At 38.6% G+C, this 15,028-nt stretch carries 14 protein-coding genes; 7 read left to right on the top strand and 7 right to left on the bottom strand.

All coding sequences use genetic code 11. From position 1 onward, the window contains the following. Positions 1-275 precede the first annotated feature (275 nt). The 3 genes from J663_RS17340 to J663_RS17350 all read left to right on the top strand — a co-directional run bounded on the left by J663_RS17340 (position 276) and on the right by J663_RS17350 (position 2,703). Positions 276-503: an accessory factor UbiK family protein gene (locus J663_RS17340; protein ID WP_002121136.1), complete on the top strand. Its 228-nt coding sequence runs from the start codon at positions 276-278 to the stop codon at positions 501-503. Between the two features lie 65 nt (positions 504-568). Beyond that, positions 569-2,056, top strand: a complete 1,488-nt coding sequence (locus tag J663_RS17345) for a YifB family Mg chelatase-like AAA ATPase (protein ID WP_033851253.1) — start codon at positions 569-571, stop codon at positions 2,054-2,056. Between the two features lie 101 nt (positions 2,057-2,157). Next, positions 2,158-2,703 carry an NADPH-dependent FMN reductase gene (locus J663_RS17350; RefSeq protein ID WP_005065691.1) on the top strand — a complete coding sequence of 182 codons (546 nt, stop codon included), beginning with the start codon at positions 2,158-2,160 and terminating at the stop codon, positions 2,701-2,703. A gap of 24 nt (positions 2,704-2,727) precedes the next feature. Here the strand turns inward: J663_RS17350 and J663_RS17355 are convergent, their stop codons facing one another. Continuing rightward, positions 2,728-4,161, bottom strand: coding sequence for a PLP-dependent aminotransferase family protein (locus tag J663_RS17355; RefSeq protein ID WP_033851255.1), 1,434 nt, complete (start codon positions 4,159-4,161; stop codon positions 2,728-2,730). Between the two features lie 111 nt (positions 4,162-4,272). On the opposite strand from J663_RS17355, the gene J663_RS17360 reads away from it, so the two are divergent. Both J663_RS17360 and J663_RS17365 read left to right on the top strand, forming a co-directional pair. Beyond that, complete coding sequence (locus J663_RS17360; RefSeq protein ID WP_033851257.1) at positions 4,273-5,049, top strand: aldolase; 777 nt, start codon at positions 4,273-4,275, stop codon at positions 5,047-5,049. Positions 5,050-5,064: 15 nt separating this feature from the next. Beyond that, a complete protein-coding gene (locus J663_RS17365; RefSeq protein ID WP_033851259.1) occupies positions 5,065-5,943 on the top strand; it encodes a dihydrodipicolinate synthase family protein in 879 nt (292 codons plus the stop codon). 41 nt (positions 5,944-5,984) lie between these two features. Here J663_RS17365 and J663_RS17370 read toward each other — a convergent pair whose 3' ends face one another. Both J663_RS17370 and J663_RS17375 read right to left on the bottom strand, forming a co-directional pair. Then, complete coding sequence (locus J663_RS17370; RefSeq protein ID WP_033851261.1) at positions 5,985-6,806, bottom strand: TorF family putative porin; 822 nt, start codon at positions 6,804-6,806, stop codon at positions 5,985-5,987. Between the two features lie 38 nt (positions 6,807-6,844). Continuing rightward, entirely contained in the window at positions 6,845-7,033 is a 189-nt protein-coding gene (locus J663_RS17375; RefSeq protein WP_033851263.1) for a hypothetical protein, read from the bottom strand. A 736-nt stretch (positions 7,034-7,769) separates the two neighbouring features. Between J663_RS17375 and J663_RS17380 the strand changes: the two genes are divergently transcribed. Next, positions 7,770-9,095, top strand: a complete 1,326-nt coding sequence (locus tag J663_RS17380) for an OprD family outer membrane porin (RefSeq protein WP_033851265.1) — start codon at positions 7,770-7,772, stop codon at positions 9,093-9,095. A 108-nt stretch (positions 9,096-9,203) separates the two neighbouring features. Here the strand turns inward: J663_RS17380 and ppa are convergent, their stop codons facing one another. Continuing rightward, the gene (gene ppa, locus J663_RS17385) at positions 9,204-9,728 is read right to left on the bottom strand and encodes an inorganic diphosphatase (RefSeq protein WP_002121243.1); all 525 of its coding nucleotides are present in this window, start codon (positions 9,726-9,728) and stop codon (positions 9,204-9,206) included. 127 nt (positions 9,729-9,855) lie between these two features. Then, positions 9,856-10,254, bottom strand: coding sequence for an MAPEG family protein (locus tag J663_RS17390; RefSeq protein ID WP_002121258.1), 399 nt, complete (start codon positions 10,252-10,254; stop codon positions 9,856-9,858). 106 nt (positions 10,255-10,360) lie between these two features. On the opposite strand from J663_RS17390, the gene J663_RS17395 reads away from it, so the two are divergent. Continuing rightward, positions 10,361-10,753: a hypothetical protein gene (locus J663_RS17395; protein ID WP_033851266.1), complete on the top strand. Its 393-nt coding sequence runs from the start codon at positions 10,361-10,363 to the stop codon at positions 10,751-10,753. Between the two features lie 40 nt (positions 10,754-10,793). Here J663_RS17395 and J663_RS17400 read toward each other — a convergent pair whose 3' ends face one another. Then, positions 10,794-12,473: a long-chain-fatty-acid--CoA ligase gene (locus tag J663_RS17400; protein WP_002121274.1), complete on the bottom strand. Its 1,680-nt coding sequence runs from the start codon at positions 12,471-12,473 to the stop codon at positions 10,794-10,796. Positions 12,474-12,770: 297 nt separating this feature from the next. Beyond that, on the bottom strand, positions 12,771-14,990 hold the full coding sequence (gene parC / locus J663_RS17405) for a DNA topoisomerase IV subunit A (protein WP_033851268.1): 2,220 nt from the start codon (positions 14,988-14,990) through the stop codon (positions 12,771-12,773). Between the last annotated feature and the right edge of the window lie 38 nt (positions 14,991-15,028).

The following is a 15,028-nucleotide window of genomic DNA, read 5'->3' on the forward strand; positions in this document are numbered from 1 at the left end:
TGTTTCCTTCGGCTTCTTTTCACCAGTAAGGTTTTATGTTCAATTTTCATGCCAATATTTCAAAGGTTGAGGGAAATGAATCTTTTGCATGAACTTTCTTTATAACCTATTTAGTGAGCAAGATGTAGATGAGCTATCAAAAATAAAATGAATTTTCAGTAGCGTTATATGCTGATTTAATGATCTATTTGCACTAAAAGAATTGAAACCTATATCCAGCGCTTAAGCAGTGTTAAACTGTAAAGCATAAGGTAATACAACACTTTGGATATTTCATGCTAGAAACTTTGCTACAGGCCATTCTGGAACAAATTGATGAGCCTAAAAAAGATTTGGAAAAAAATTTACGTGCATTATTAAATGAAGCGGTCGAAAAGTTGGATCTTGTTTCCAAACAAGAGATTGACCGTCAAAAGACTGCACTTCAATCAGCCAATCAACGTTTAGAAGAGCTACAGAAACAAGTAAGTTTGTTAGAAGAAACTTTAAAGAATAAAAAATAAGCACCAACGTAGCGCATTTATACTTTACAACGATTAAAAATGAAGCACCATAATGGAACAATAAGATGTCTTTTTCTAAAATTTATACACGGGGACTTTTAGGTTTACATGCACCTTTGATTGAGGTCGAGGTACATGTGAGTCAAGGCTTACCTTCTCTTACTATTGTCGGCCTAGCAGAGGCGGCGGTAAGAGAAAGTAAAGACCGCGTTCGCTCAGCCATTATTAATAGTGGATTTCAATTTCCAACAAAACGGCTGACCATTAATCTTGCACCAGCAGATTTGCCCAAAGATGGATCACGTCTAGATTTACCTATTGCTATAGGTATTTTAATTGCATCTGGCCAGCTCCCAGAAAACTGTGCCGAAGATTTTGAATTAATTGGTGAATTAGCTTTAGATGGCCATGTAAGGCCAGTGTCAGGCACTTTAACTTTGGCAATGGCGTGTCAACAGGCCAAGCATAAAATGCTTTTACCTCTCGATAACAGTCAGGATATTAGCCATTTACCGAATCTTGAATGTTATCCAGTGAGCCATTTAAAAGAAGTTTGTGATCATTTCTTGGGCATAAAATCACTATCTTCGATTGAACCTGCAACGACCTCAAACCAAATGCCTTATAAATTTGATCTGGCAGATGTAAAAGGTCAGCTACGTCCACGTCGCGCACTAGAAATTGCCGCCGCAGGCGGGCACTCGCTGCTCTTTAAAGGACCACCAGGTACAGGTAAGACTTTACTCGCTTCACGTCTTCCTTCAATTTTGCCACCGCTTTCTAATCAGGAAACGCTTGAAGTCGCGAGTATTTATTCTATTTCAAATACACCGCATACCTTTGGTCAGCGTCCATTTCGCGCGCCCCACCATACAGCATCAGCGATTGCACTAGTTGGGGGCGGTTCACATCCTAAACCGGGTGAAATTACCTTATCTCATTTAGGGGTTTTGTTTTTAGATGAACTCCCCGAGTTTGACAGAAAAGTTCTAGAGGTCTTACGTCAGCCGCTTGAGTCAAAAGAAATCATTATTTCACGTGCAGCTCGGCAAATTACTTATCCTGCAAACTTTCAGCTCATTGCAGCAATGAACCCTTGTCCATGTGGTTATGCGTTTAATCAAGACAGCCGTTGCCAATGTTCGCCAGAGAGTATCAAGCGCTATCAAAACCGTATATCGGGACCATTACTTGACCGTATCGATTTACATATTGATGTACCGCCTTTAAAAGCTCAGGAACTGCAAGATCCAACGCCTGCTGAAGACTCCAGTAGTGTTCGACAACGTGTGATTTCTGCTTATGAGCAACAAATGCAAAGACAAGATTGTTTAAATCAAGCACTTTCACCCAAACAACTTGAGCAATATGCTGTACTTGATAGTACTTCTCAACGAATGATTGAAATGGCTCAGCAACGTTTGAATCTGTCGGCTCGTGCTTATCATCGCGTTTTACGGGTTGCTCGTACTATTGCCGATTTGGCGCAAAGTGAGATGATCCAAAGTCCTCATCTTACAGAAGCGCTCTCTTATCGAGGCAATCATTCTTAAAATAGACAGCGGATTATAAGTCCGCTTTTTTAATATTTATAGAAGTTATTAATAAGAGAATTTATTACTCCCTATGTATTAATAGAAGTAAAGAGGATGCTATGAAAATTTTGGCTATCTCAGGTAGTGCAAGAAAAGAATCTACAAATACTGCTCTATTAAGAGCAATGAAGGATATAGCACCGTCCGACATTGAATTGACAGTTTTTGATCATATTAATAATCTGCCTGTCTTTTCTCCAGATAATGAAGGAGAAAAAACGCCTACTGTAGTGGAAGATTTCATCAAATCTGTTTCTGATGCAGATGGCATTATCATCTCAAGTCCAGAATATATCCGTTGTATTCCAGGTGGTCTCAAGAATGCAATTGATTGGATGGTTTCCCGTACCGAAATTATAGATATACCTATTGTCCTGGTTCATGCATCTAGCCGCGGCGACGACATGCTAGTTTCTTTAAGAAGAGTATTGTCGACTGTTAGTAGCAATTTCTTTGAAGATTTATTTTTAAGGATTTCTCTCATCGGCAAATCTCCTGAACAAATTAGCGAGATGCTACAAACCGAAAAATATAAGTCACAAATTACTCCCTTTCTGCTTACCTTTGTCTCAGAGATTCAAAAATGTAGAAATGAATTAGAGTGAACTTTCTTAAAATAAAAGAGCGGATTATGAGTTCACTGTTCTTTTATTAAGAATCTCATTTAGCTTCTCGATTAAAGCAGTGATTTCCTTTTCTGATAAAGCAGCAAAGCCAAAACGGATACAATGGTTAGAAGGCTCCCCCTGTTTAAACTTCTGCTCTGTATCAATGTTGAGTTCTTTTAATTTTATAAGCTGATCTTGAGTAAATGCTTTCTGGAATTTCGCCCATAAGGCCATTCCACCTGCAGGTGATTGTATCTGAACAGTCTCAACAAAAACTCGATGGAACTCAGCTAAGGCATGGTCACGGCGTAGTTGATATATTTTTTTCATTTTACGGATATGCCGCTTGATTTCCCCTCGCTGCATTAAATCTGCTAAAGCAAGTTCCGTAATGTTATTGCCTTGCCGATCAATCAATAGAATATCTTCTGTAATCGATTGAATGATTATTGACGATGCCACGACGTATCCCAAGCGAATACCGGGTGCAAACACCTTTGATAATGAACCCACATGAATGACCAATTCCGAATGAGGCAAACTTGCTAAGGGTGGCATAGGCCGGCTGTCATAATGGAATTCGTGGTCATAGTCATCTTCAATAATATAAAAGCCCCATTTTTTTGAAAGCTCTAAGAGTTGAAGACGGCGAGACATGGTCATGGTGACAGTTGTAGGATATTGATGATGGGGAGTTGTATAAATGGCAGCTACAGAATGCTCTTGTAAAATCCGTTCTAAATCTTCAATGACAATACCTTGTTCATCTAATTTAACAGAAACCACTTGAAAGCCATTTGACTGAAATGCTTTAAAAGCAGATGGATAATATAATTCTTCAACAACGATAACTCCCTGCCGATTGGGTAATGCTCGAGAGGCAAGAAAAATTCCCATCTGGCTACCACGTACAATACAAATCTCATCTTCAGCAACATTCATAAAACGTTCCATTGACAACATTTGTTGTAAAGCCTGTCTTAGCTCAACCATCCCTCGTGGGTCACCATATCCCATGTACTGGTTTTGCGTAATTTTAATCAGTGCGTGACGATAGGCCCGTGAAAATAGTTCGTAGGGAATAAGCCTCGGATCTGGCACACCATCGTTATGTGGGCGTTGAATCACTTCTTGAGTGATTGGTTTATCATTAACTTTTCGCTCAGATACTGGCTCTATTTGAAGCTGTTTTTCTGGCAAAACATCCGCCACAAATGTGCCTTTTCGGGGACGGGTCACAAGCCATCCTTGTGCTTCTAATTCTTCATATACTGCTTGTACAGTTTTTCGATTAATTCCTAGTTCTTTTGACAAGCTACGAGACCCCGGCAGCATCGTCCCCTGCACTAAACGGCCACTTAAAATTTCCTGACTAATCAAGTTAGTCAGTTTTAGAAAAACCGTTTTTTCTTCTCTTTCATCGATACGAAAATGTACTTGCCAAGGTCTTAGCATATTCGCCCCATCTGGACCATACAACTTATAAAAACTGGATGTATTGATTCATCCAGCTATTTTCTATTCTGCCTTCACCTACTTAATTTGGTCAACTGGACTGGAGAAGAGATGAAGACTGCTGCTGTAAACAAACAAGACCTGATGCAATACGCACAGCAAAACATGCAAAAGTGGATTAGCAACTCAGATTTAACTGATCGTCAAAAGCTTGCACTCACTTGCCGTATTTTATTTGACCATGGCCATGATGCTGGTTTAGCAGGCCAAATTACCTGCCGTAGTGAAAATAAAGAGTCCTTTATTACCCAACGTTTTGGTTTAGGTTTTGATGAAATTACTGCCTCAAATTTACTTGAGGTGAATCAAGATTTAGAACCTATCAATCAAGAAGGAATGGCAAACCCAGCCAATCGTTTTCACACATGGATTTATAAAGAACATCCAGAAGTGAACTGCATTATCCATACTCATCCTACCCATGTAGCAGCCCTATCGATGCTACAGGTTCCACTTATGATTTCCCAAATGGACGTTTGTGCACTTTACGAAGACTGCTCATTTGTAGGTCATTGGCCAGGTGTCCCTGTAGGTAATGAAGAAGGTATTTTGATTTCTTCTGCTCTGGGTAAAAACCGTGCTGTTTTGTTGTCTCATCATGGCCAACTGGTTACAGGAAAAACCATTGAAGAAGCCTGCAACTTGGCTCTTTTAATTGAACGAGCAGCTCAACTGCAACTGCTAGCCATGTCTGCCGGACAAATCCAGCCCATCCCCCATGCTTTAGCAAAAGAAGCTCATGACTGGGTTTCTACCGATAAACGCAACAAAGTGAACTTTACCTACTACGCACGTAAAGCTTTGAAAAAACATTCTGACTGTATTTAAAAAGAGATTTCCACCATGAAACTAAACGGCATTATTGGCTATCCTGTTACCCCATTTTCTGATGACAACACCATTAATCTTCCTGTTTTAAAACAGATGCTGGATTTGCTTATTGAAAACGGCTGCGACGCAATTGCGCCTTTAGGCAGTACAGGCGAAAGTGCTTATCTTGAATGGGATGAATGGTGCTTAGTCGCAAAAACTTCAATTGAAAGTATTAATAAACGCGTGCCTGTCATTATTGGAATTTCAGAACTCACCACTGATCAAGCCATCAAAAAAGCCCAAGTCGCGCAAAGCTATGGTGCAGATGCACTTATGGTGATTCCTATATCTTATTGGAAGCTAACAGACCAAGAGATTTTTGAATATTATCAAGCAATTGCCGAAGAAATTACACTACCAATTATGATTTATAACAACCCCGCGACTAGCGGTGTTGATATGTCTCCAGAGTTAATTGTGCGTATGTTTAATAGCATTACAAATATTACGATGGTAAAAGAAAGTAGCGGTGATATTCAGCGCATGCATAAAATTTATGAGTTATCAAAAGGAGAACTCCCTTTTTATAACGGGTGTAACCCTCTAGCTTTAGAAGCTTTATGTGCTGGAGCAAGCGGTTGGTGTACAGCAGCACCAAACCTGTTAGGTCAACGACCTCAACAACTTATTGAACATGTAAAAAATGGTGAATTGGAACAGGCCCAGAAGTCATTTTATCAGCAACTTCCTCTACTACGCTTTATTGTAAATGGTGGTTTACCTAAAACGATTAAAGCTGGTTTACAACTAAAAGATGTCTCTGCGGGCTTACCACGAAAGCCACTGTCTAAAGCTACGGATATTGAGCTTAACCAGTTAAAACTGTTACTTTCTGAAATAGAAGACTAATAAAAAAGCGGGTTACTCACCCGCTTTTTTAAAACTCAAACTTAGAATGTTTTAGTTAAACTAAACACCAAGCCTGTGTCGTAAGGTTTTTTCTGTGCATCAGTCATGCCTGAAGTACTAATGTCTGTACCAACAACATCTAACTCAGCAACAATACCTAAAATGTTATAGTTGACGCCAACTTTATAATCGATATAGCTATCATCTTTACCAGGACCACCACCAACTACGGCTAAAGCTTCTTTATTTTTGAATTTGTTATAGCCAACTGAAGCAAGTCCAGTAAATCCTGTGTCTGCAATTGGTGCTGAATAACCGACATTAAAATACCAGAACTGCTTAGAATTAGCCCAGTAGTCATCTGAATAGTTCACACCTACACTGAGTGCATCGCCTTTAAGTAAAGAATTAGCAAAAGTTAATTTACCGTAAACTTCATTAAAATCTAGACCATTTTTACCATCATAACCTATGCCATTACGGTCAAAACTATGACCAGAACCAATATAACCATAATGAATTACACCGATATCATACGTTGGCGCAAGCGTATCGGATAATTTTAAAGTATTGGTATATCCCAACGCGACATCAGTTTCTGTTGAGTTCCCAGTTACACCAAAATCAACACTTGAGCCCCAGAGCGATAAATAAGCCCCTGACTTGTGTGAAAAAGTGAACCCACCTTGAATAGCTGGGTTATTTGAAGATTGAGTAACACCGCGGAAACGGTAGTCTGTGGTCGCGGCTACATTACCTGTTGCCGTGATTCCATAAAAAGATGGAGCATCTTCAGCCATAGCCATAGTTGACCCTGCTGCAAAGATACCAAGAGTTACTGCCTTAAGTGCAAATTTCATCATTTTGATCTCCCCCACAATGAACGCACGATTTATAGGAATTAAACAAATTGTGTTACTTGAGCTTTAGCAATTGCTGTGCCAAGTACAAATTTGCTATCAGTGCTCTTCATTAATTTTGAGATCAAACTCACTTTATTATAAAATTTCTCTGTAATTTTTATAAAAAAATATCTATAAAAAACATTGTGATAAAATAAAATTCTTATGCGAAAAAAAATACTAAACATACGAAAACCCCTTATCGGAAATTAATGAGCGAGGTGAGAAGTATTCATTTGTTGCACATAAATTTTCTATTTAATCTTAGAGGAGAGATATAAAAAGTATGTAAATTTCTGGAGGACAGTGCTTGTAATGATCTGTGATTGCGCATTTCTACTCATTGGATTTGTTTATTTATTACTTGTTTAAAGTAGATGTACTATTTTGGGTCTTTTTTAAGCAATAATATGGATAAAAAGAGTAGTGCACAAAATACAAGCAACGTATTGCACTAAATTTGATCAACCTAAACATATTTTGTTAACCGCCTGTAGTGATCTATTTTTGTACATTCCATTTTTAAAATAACGTTATATAGTAACAATTTAAAGGGTATAAAAATAAAAGTGATGAAAAAAGAAACTTAAAATAAGATTAAAAAGTAAACATATCCAACAAAAAAGAGTAAAAAATGAACACAAGAATCAACAATTTTTTTAACTTTAAATACAAAATAAATGGTAAAAATCCACTAAAAATTAAATTACTTTTTTTATTTTAAACAATAAATTAAGTATAAAAGACGAATTATAAATTTGTTAAATAACCCCTACCACATTAATCAAATCCTGCATAGCATATATAAAATAAAATGAACAAAAATATATCTTTTTTACAGATTACTTATACAATTGATGGAAATCCTAGGCTCTGAACAATAACAAGGCACAGGATTTATCGTTTTTATGAGGTTCTTTAAATATGCTAAAAGCACAAAAACTTACATTAGCAGTTCTCATTTCTGCGGCAATAATTTCCTCAGCTCAGGCAAGCGAGCAAAGTGAGGCAAAAGGATTTGTTGAAGATGCGAACGGTTCTATTCTCTTCCGTACAGGTTACATCAGCCGTGACAAAAAAAATGGCGTAGATGACACCAGTTCATTTGCTCAAACAGCAATCGTAAATATTGATTCTGGCTTTACCCCTGGTATTGTTGGCTTCGGTGTAGGCGTTGTTGGTGACGGTTCATTTAAGATCGGCGAAAATAATAACGCTGGTAATAACATGATTCCACGCGAAACATTGAACGGTAAAGAAAACTCTGGTGATGCTTATGATCACTGGGCTCGTGGTGGCGGTAACGTAAAAGCACGTTTCTCGAACACAACAGTACGTTACGGTACTCAAGTACTCGACCTACCTGTTCTTGCAAGTAACACAGCTCGTTTAGTACCTGAATACTTTACTGGTACTTTATTAACGAGCCATGAAATTAAAGATTTAGAAGTAATTGCTGGTAAATTCACTAAGAACCAATATTCGGACCAAGTGAACACAGATGGTCGTCGTCTTGACCGTGCAATTGTTTGGGGTGCTAAATACAAGTTTGATGATAATTTAAATGCATCTTACTATGGTTTAGATAGTAAAGATAAACTTGAACGTCACTACGTTAATGTAAACTATAAACAACCATTGGCTAATGACAGCTCATTAACTTACGATTTCAGTGGTTATCATACTAAGTTTGACGCAAATGCCCGCACTTATTCAGCAACTGGATTTGTAGCACCAGATTATGCTGATAATGGTAAAGCAGGCGAAGAAAAGACTAATAACATTTGGGCAATTTCAGGAACTTATGCAACTGGCCCTCATAGTGTAATGTTAGCATACCAACAAAACAGTGGTAATGTCGGTTATGACTACGGTGAAAATGCTGACGGCGGCCAAAGTATTTATTTGCCAAACTCTTATTTGTCTGACTTCATCGGTAATGATGAAAAATCTGCACAAATCCAATATAACCTCGACTTTGGCAAGTTAGGCGTATTACCTGGTCTAAACTGGACAACTGCATTTGTATACGGTTGGGATATCAAAGTTAGAAATGTAACTGATGATGCTGAGGAACGTGAGTTCTTTAACCAAGTGAAATATACAGTTCAAAGTGGTTTTGCTAAAGATGCAAGCCTTCGTATTCGTAACTCATACTACCGTGCAAGCGATGCTTATCAAACCAATGCTTACATCGGTGATACGAACGAATGGCGTATCTTCCTTGATATTCCTGTGAAATTATTCTAATTCACAAATCTATCAAGCATAAAAAAAACCTACGTCTGGCAACAGATGTAGGTTTTTTTATTAAGCTCAAAATATCAATTAAGGCATTCTGAGCTTATAAATTAAAGCTTATTTAGCAGCTTCAATTGCTTTTAATACTTCTGCTTTAGCAACATCAGCACCTTCCCAACCACTGATTTTTACCCACTTACCTGGTTCTAAATCTTTATAGTGACTGAAGAAATGCTCAACTTGGCTAATCAATAACGGAGGAAGATCTGTATATTCCTTCACGTCTTTGTAAAGTGGAGATAATTTTTCGTGTGGAACAGCGATTAATTTCGCATCAATACCACCGTCATCTTCCATGTTTAATTTGCCCACTGGACGGCAACGAATTACAGAACCAGCAGCAACAGGATGTGGAGTTACAACAAGTACGTCTAATGGGTCGCCATCTTCAGACAAAGTATTTGGAACATAGCCATAGTTCGCTGGATAGAACATTGCTGTACCCATGAAACGGTCTACAAACAATGCATCAGAATCTTTATCGATTTCATATTTAATTGGTGCTGCATTTGCAGGAATTTCAATGATGACATAGATGTCATTTGGCGCATCTTTACCTGCTGGGATATTGCTGTAACTCATATCAATACTCTTTCGTTATGAAGTCAGATGTAAAATCCACTCGATTATAGCGTGGATATCATCAAAATGATGCCGATTATACAATGGGCACACGCGAAAGTTGATATGAATGATGACAGAATGACACTCAAGTCAGTTTTATCGTGACCACAAGTAAAAAGATTGGACACAATATCGATAAGAACCAAACAATCGAGCGTAAAGTTGCCCAGTTACTTAAATAGCAGATGCCATAAATAACTCTTAAAATAATATATGCCCAGCCTAATCTCAGAATAAAATATTCTGGAACAACCATATATTCAGCCATTAAAATAGCAGTTAAGAATAAAGGTAGGCTTTCAAAGCTATTTTGTTGTACAGCATTAGCGCGAGCAGCAAGGCCTGTTGTTTTAGCCAAAAAAGCTCTCGGATTTTGATTATCGACGGGCTGGAAACCACCTGTAAATTTTGCAATTACGGTAAATGCGTATGGCAGCAAACATGCCACTAAAATAATATAGATAATGCCGCTGATGCCCTGCATAGTGCCATCCATCACTGAAAATACTGTTGATCATGCTATCATAACATTGCGTTTTTACCTGAAATTTTATGCAATCACTTGTCATCACTGATTAATAGGGCCATATATGCAACAACCTGATCAAAAAGAATTGTTTGACGTCTTAGAGAAGCAAAAACAAAATCAACTTCAGGTAGACCGTATATTAAAAATCGTACTTCCTATTGTCGCTTTTTTATTGAGTGTGATTTGTGCAAATCTAAATTGGCAATCGACACTGGGCACCTTTGTTATTTTAACAATTACTTTTATTGCAGTCGGTATTAAACGACTTCCTTTATGGCATTGGTTAATTGTGATTACCCTATATTGCCTAGCAGATAATTATTTAAGTTATGGTCAGCTCGATTTAACTCATTTGCGTTTGCAATTGGGCACAATGCTAGTTTTTGTTGGGATGGTAGGAATTGGTCGTCCTTACATAGACCGCTGGTTTATGAAGAGCCACAACAAAATGTAAAAACAAAAAAAGCGCCCTAAGGCGCTTTTTTATTAACTTTTTAGGCTGGCTTACGTAAGTCTTTACGTAAGATTTTGCCTACGTTTGATTTAGGTAATTCATCCATAAACTCAACATAACGAGGGCGTTTATAACCGGTTAAGTTTTCTTTAGCAAAGTTCAAAATTTCTTCAGTCGTTAAGCTTTGGTCTTTTTTCACGATAAATAGTTTTGGCACTTCACCCGATTTTTCATCAGGAACACCAATTGCTGCAACTTCCAATACTTTTGGATGTTTAGCAATAACTTCTTCGATTTCGCTTGGATAAACGTTAAAGCCAGAAACCAAAATCATATCTTTTTTACGATCTACAATTTTAGTATATCCACGGCTATCCATAACGCCGATATCACCGGTACGGAAGAAACCGTCTGCAGTCATGACTTTCGCAGTCTCATCAGGACGCTTCCAATAGCCTTTCATGACTTGAGGACCACGAATAGAGATTTCACCTTGCTCACCTAAGGCAACTTCTTTACCGTCATCATCTAAAATAGCAACTTCTGTTAAAGGTAATGGAATACCAATTGTGCCGCTAAATTCAGTAGATGCAGGAGGGTTTGCAGTCGCTACCGGGGAAGTTTCAGACAAACCATAACCTTCAATAATGGTTGTACCAGTAATCTTCTTCCACGCTTCTGCTGTAGAAGGTAGAACTGCCATACCACCACCCATCGCCATTTTTAGATTGCTATGGTCAAGTTGTTTAAATTCTTCATTATTTACTAAAGCATTAAATAATGTATTTACTGCTGGGAAGAATGATGGCTGATATTTACGTAATTCATTAATTACCGCTGGTAAATCACGTGGGTTTGGAATCAAGATATTTGCCTGACCTTTATACATACCGTACATCGCGCAAACCATGAACGCAAAAATATGATAAAGCGGTAATGCGCAAACAATACGGTCGCCTTTAGCACCATCATTTGCACCAAATTTACTTTGGAAGATACCATCACACTGTAAAAGGTTGGCAACCAAATTAAGATGTGTTAATTCCGCACCTTTTGAAACACCTGTAGTACCACCCGTATATTGAAGCACGGCAGTATCACTTAAAGTTAAATTTGGACGCTTATAATTACTCGGACTTACTTTATTTAATGCTGTATTAAATTTAACGTACCCTGGAATATTCCAAGCAGGAATTTGCTTACGTACTTTACGTAATACAAAATTTACTAATGTACCTTTAAGCGTACCAAGCATATCTCCTACTGTCGCAACTACAACATGCTTCACAGGAGTTTTACCTAAAATGCTTTGGTAAACACTGGCAAAGTTTTCGATAATAACGAGCACTTCTGAACCCGAGTCATTTAATTGATGCTCAAGCTCACGCGCAGTATAAAGTGGGTTTACATTCACTAATACTAAGCCTGCACGTAACACAGCTAATGCAACTACAGGATATTGCAATACGTTTGGCATCATCACTGCCACACGAGTTCCCTTTGCTAACCCCAAATTTTGCAAATAGGTCGCGAACTTACGGCTTGCAAGTTCCAACTCGTTAAATGACATCGCTTTATCCATAAAGATAAAGGCATCACGAGAACCAAATTTTTGGAAATTACTCTCAAAAATATCAACAAGAGAGGTATTTTCCGCAGGCAATGCTACTGTTTCTGGAATCCCTGTTTTTTGGTATTCTGCAAACCAAATCTTTTCCATAATGCCATTATCTCCGATTCGTAATCCTTAGTAATAACTGTTATTCAATGCCCCAGCTATTCTTTAGCTTCTTGGTGCCAGAACATATTTAAAACTTATTGGCACATTCATGACACTTTCGAACAAGATTATGAGACAGAAGTTTTGACAATTTGACCCTGCCAAATTTTTTGCATGGAGTACAAATTGCGTACTCCAAATTGCTGCCCTTTTAATCGTTATCCAATACCAATAAGTTCAGTTCATTGCTTGAACTTATTGCCATATATAGCGTATTTATGTTGCCCGACGCTAGCTTTATCTCTGAATCAACAGTTTATTTGCTTTTTGATATCCACGTGGTAAGAGGTGACCTTTTGAAGCTCGTTTACCCATGTATTTCTGTAGATCATCACCTTTTAGTTTTAGATGTTGTTGACCTGCAACCACCTGAATTATTTCATCTAAGTTCAGGGTTGTCATGGATAAAATCTGCTCTTTCGCTTCAAGTTGTATCAACTTATTACCTTTACCCTTATTTAAATTTGGCAGTTCTGACAAATCAATAATCAAGAGTCGACCTGCTGAGCTGAGTACAGCCAAATGTGTCATGTTTTGGGCAGATATTAACGGTAGCGCTTTTGATTTTTCAGGTACCGACAAGAAGCTTTTTCCTGCCTTGGCATTGGTATCTAGCTGTTTGACTTGAGTTTTAAAGCCATAACCTGATGAGCTAGCAGCAATAAGTTCTGACTCTTCATCATCTAAATAGATCTGAATAAACGCGACTCCACTTGCAGGAGCAAGTTTCGAACTTAATGGCTCGCCTAAACCTCTTGCTGATGGCAAACTGCTAATAGGCAAGGCATAACTACGCCCTGTCTCATCAAGGAAATAAATTCGTTGATTGGTTTTGCCCACCGCATGGCTTAAATATTGGTCACCAGCACGATAGTTTAAATTCTCTGCATCAACATCCGCACCTTTTGCAGCACGAATCCATCCCGCCTCAGATAAAACTACCGTTACTGCTTCAGCCGGCATTAAATCTTGTTCTCTAATTTGAACAGCTTCAGCACGTGCGACAATTGGAGAACGGCGTTCGTCACCAAACTTTTTCGCGTCTTCTTTTAATTCGCCAATAATCAGGTTCTTTAAAGATTCTGGGTTTTCTAATTGTTCACGAATAATCGCTGCTTTTGCTGAGAGCTCATCCTGTTCTTGACGGATTTCCATCTCTTCAAGTTTTGCTAAATGGCGTAACTTGAGTTCTAAAATTGCTTCTGCTTGTATCTCATCAATTTTGAAATGATCCATCAATACAGGTTTAGGCTGATCTTCTTCACGAATAATACGGATAACCGTATCAATATCGAGATAAGCAATTAAAAGGCCTGCCAAAATATGTAGGCGTTTTTCAATTCGGTTTAAATGATATTCCAAACGGCGAGTAACCGTTTTTTTACGGATCTCAATCCACTCAAGTAAGATACGACGAATTGACTTAACCTGAGGACGACCATCCTCACCAATCATGTTTAAATTAACGCGATAGCTTGATTCTAAATCGGTAGTCGCAAATAAGTGGCTCATAACCGCTTCAGCATCAATACGGTTAGAACGAAGTACAATCACGAGTCGTGTTGGGTTTTCATGATCCGACTCGTCACGCACATCCACCACTAATGGTAGCTTTTTGGCCTGCATTTGGTCGGCAATTTGAGTGATCACCTTAGAACCCGATACTTGATACGGCAATTCGGTAATCACGATTTCATTTTTTTCGATAGTATAAACCGCTCGCATGCGGTAACTACCACGTCCAGTCGTCTGGATTTTAAGCAATTCTTCTGGCGGCGTAATGATTTCAGCTTTTGTTGGTAAATCCGGCGCTGGAATATACTCAGCCAATTTCTCGTCTGATGTTTGCGGATTACGAATTAAGGCAATTGTTCCTTTAACCACTTCACGCAAATTATGTGGCGGAATATCGGTCGCCATGCCAACCGCAATACCAGTTGTACCATTCAGCAGAATATTAGGAACTCGTGCTGGCAAGGTAATCGGTTCTTTTAATGAACCGTCAAAGTTATCTTGCCATTCACTCGTGCCTTGTCCTAACTCACTTAGTAATAACTCACTGTAGGCAGAAAGTTTTGCTTCGGTATAACGCATCGCTGCAAAGGATTTAGGGTCATCTGGTGAACCCCAGTTCCCTTGACCTTCAATCAAAGGATAGCGATAACTAAACGGCTGAGCCATCAACACCATGGCTTCATAACATGCCGAATCACCATGCGGATGATATTTACCTAGTACATCACCTACAGTACGGGCCGATTTTTTTGGCTTACCACTGCTTTTTAAGCCCAACTCGCTCATGGCGTAGACAATACGGCGCTGTACAGGTTTTAAGCCATCACTGATATGTGGCAATGCACGGTCCATGATGACGTACATGGCATAATTTAGGTAAGCCTGTTCAGTAAATTCGGCTACAGAGCGGTTTTCTGTCGCTTGATGCGCAAGGCTGGTCATAGTCAGCTTATCTTCCAAATCAGTCGTTATTTTAAGTG

Origin of the sequence: Acinetobacter sp. 826659, assembly GCF_000588515.1 — a bacterium.
Lineage (GTDB): Bacteria > Pseudomonadota > Gammaproteobacteria > Pseudomonadales > Moraxellaceae > Acinetobacter > Acinetobacter pittii.

What these genes read in the sequence shown, in the direction of transcription:
- J663_RS17340 (WP_002121136.1), top strand. Translation starts at nt 276, where the DNA reads ATGCTAGAAACTTTGCTACAGGCCATTCTGGAACAAATTGATGAGCCT.
- J663_RS17345 (WP_033851253.1), top strand. Translation starts at nt 569, where the DNA reads ATGTCTTTTTCTAAAATTTATACACGGGGACTTTTAGGTTTACATGCA.
- J663_RS17350 (WP_005065691.1), top strand. Translation starts at nt 2,158, where the DNA reads ATGAAAATTTTGGCTATCTCAGGTAGTGCAAGAAAAGAATCTACAAAT.
- J663_RS17355 (WP_033851255.1), bottom strand. Translation starts at nt 4,161, where the DNA reads ATGCTAAGACCTTGGCAAGTACATTTTCGTATCGATGAAAGAGAAGAA.
- J663_RS17360 (WP_033851257.1), top strand. Translation starts at nt 4,273, where the DNA reads ATGAAGACTGCTGCTGTAAACAAACAAGACCTGATGCAATACGCACAG.
- J663_RS17365 (WP_033851259.1), top strand. Translation starts at nt 5,065, where the DNA reads ATGAAACTAAACGGCATTATTGGCTATCCTGTTACCCCATTTTCTGAT.
- J663_RS17370 (WP_033851261.1), bottom strand. Translation starts at nt 6,806, where the DNA reads ATGATGAAATTTGCACTTAAGGCAGTAACTCTTGGTATCTTTGCAGCA.
- J663_RS17375 (WP_033851263.1), bottom strand. Translation starts at nt 7,033, where the DNA reads ATGTTTAGTATTTTTTTTCGCATAAGAATTTTATTTTATCACAATGTT.
- J663_RS17380 (WP_033851265.1), top strand. Translation starts at nt 7,770, where the DNA reads ATGCTAAAAGCACAAAAACTTACATTAGCAGTTCTCATTTCTGCGGCA.
- ppa (WP_002121243.1), bottom strand. Translation starts at nt 9,728, where the DNA reads ATGAGTTACAGCAATATCCCAGCAGGTAAAGATGCGCCAAATGACATC.
- J663_RS17390 (WP_002121258.1), bottom strand. Translation starts at nt 10,254, where the DNA reads ATGCAGGGCATCAGCGGCATTATCTATATTATTTTAGTGGCATGTTTG.
- J663_RS17395 (WP_033851266.1), top strand. Translation starts at nt 10,361, where the DNA reads ATGCAACAACCTGATCAAAAAGAATTGTTTGACGTCTTAGAGAAGCAA.
- J663_RS17400 (WP_002121274.1), bottom strand. Translation starts at nt 12,473, where the DNA reads ATGGAAAAGATTTGGTTTGCAGAATACCAAAAAACAGGGATTCCAGAA.
- parC (WP_033851268.1), bottom strand. Translation starts at nt 14,990, where the DNA reads ATGACCAGCCTTGCGCATCAAGCGACAGAAAACCGCTCTGTAGCCGAA.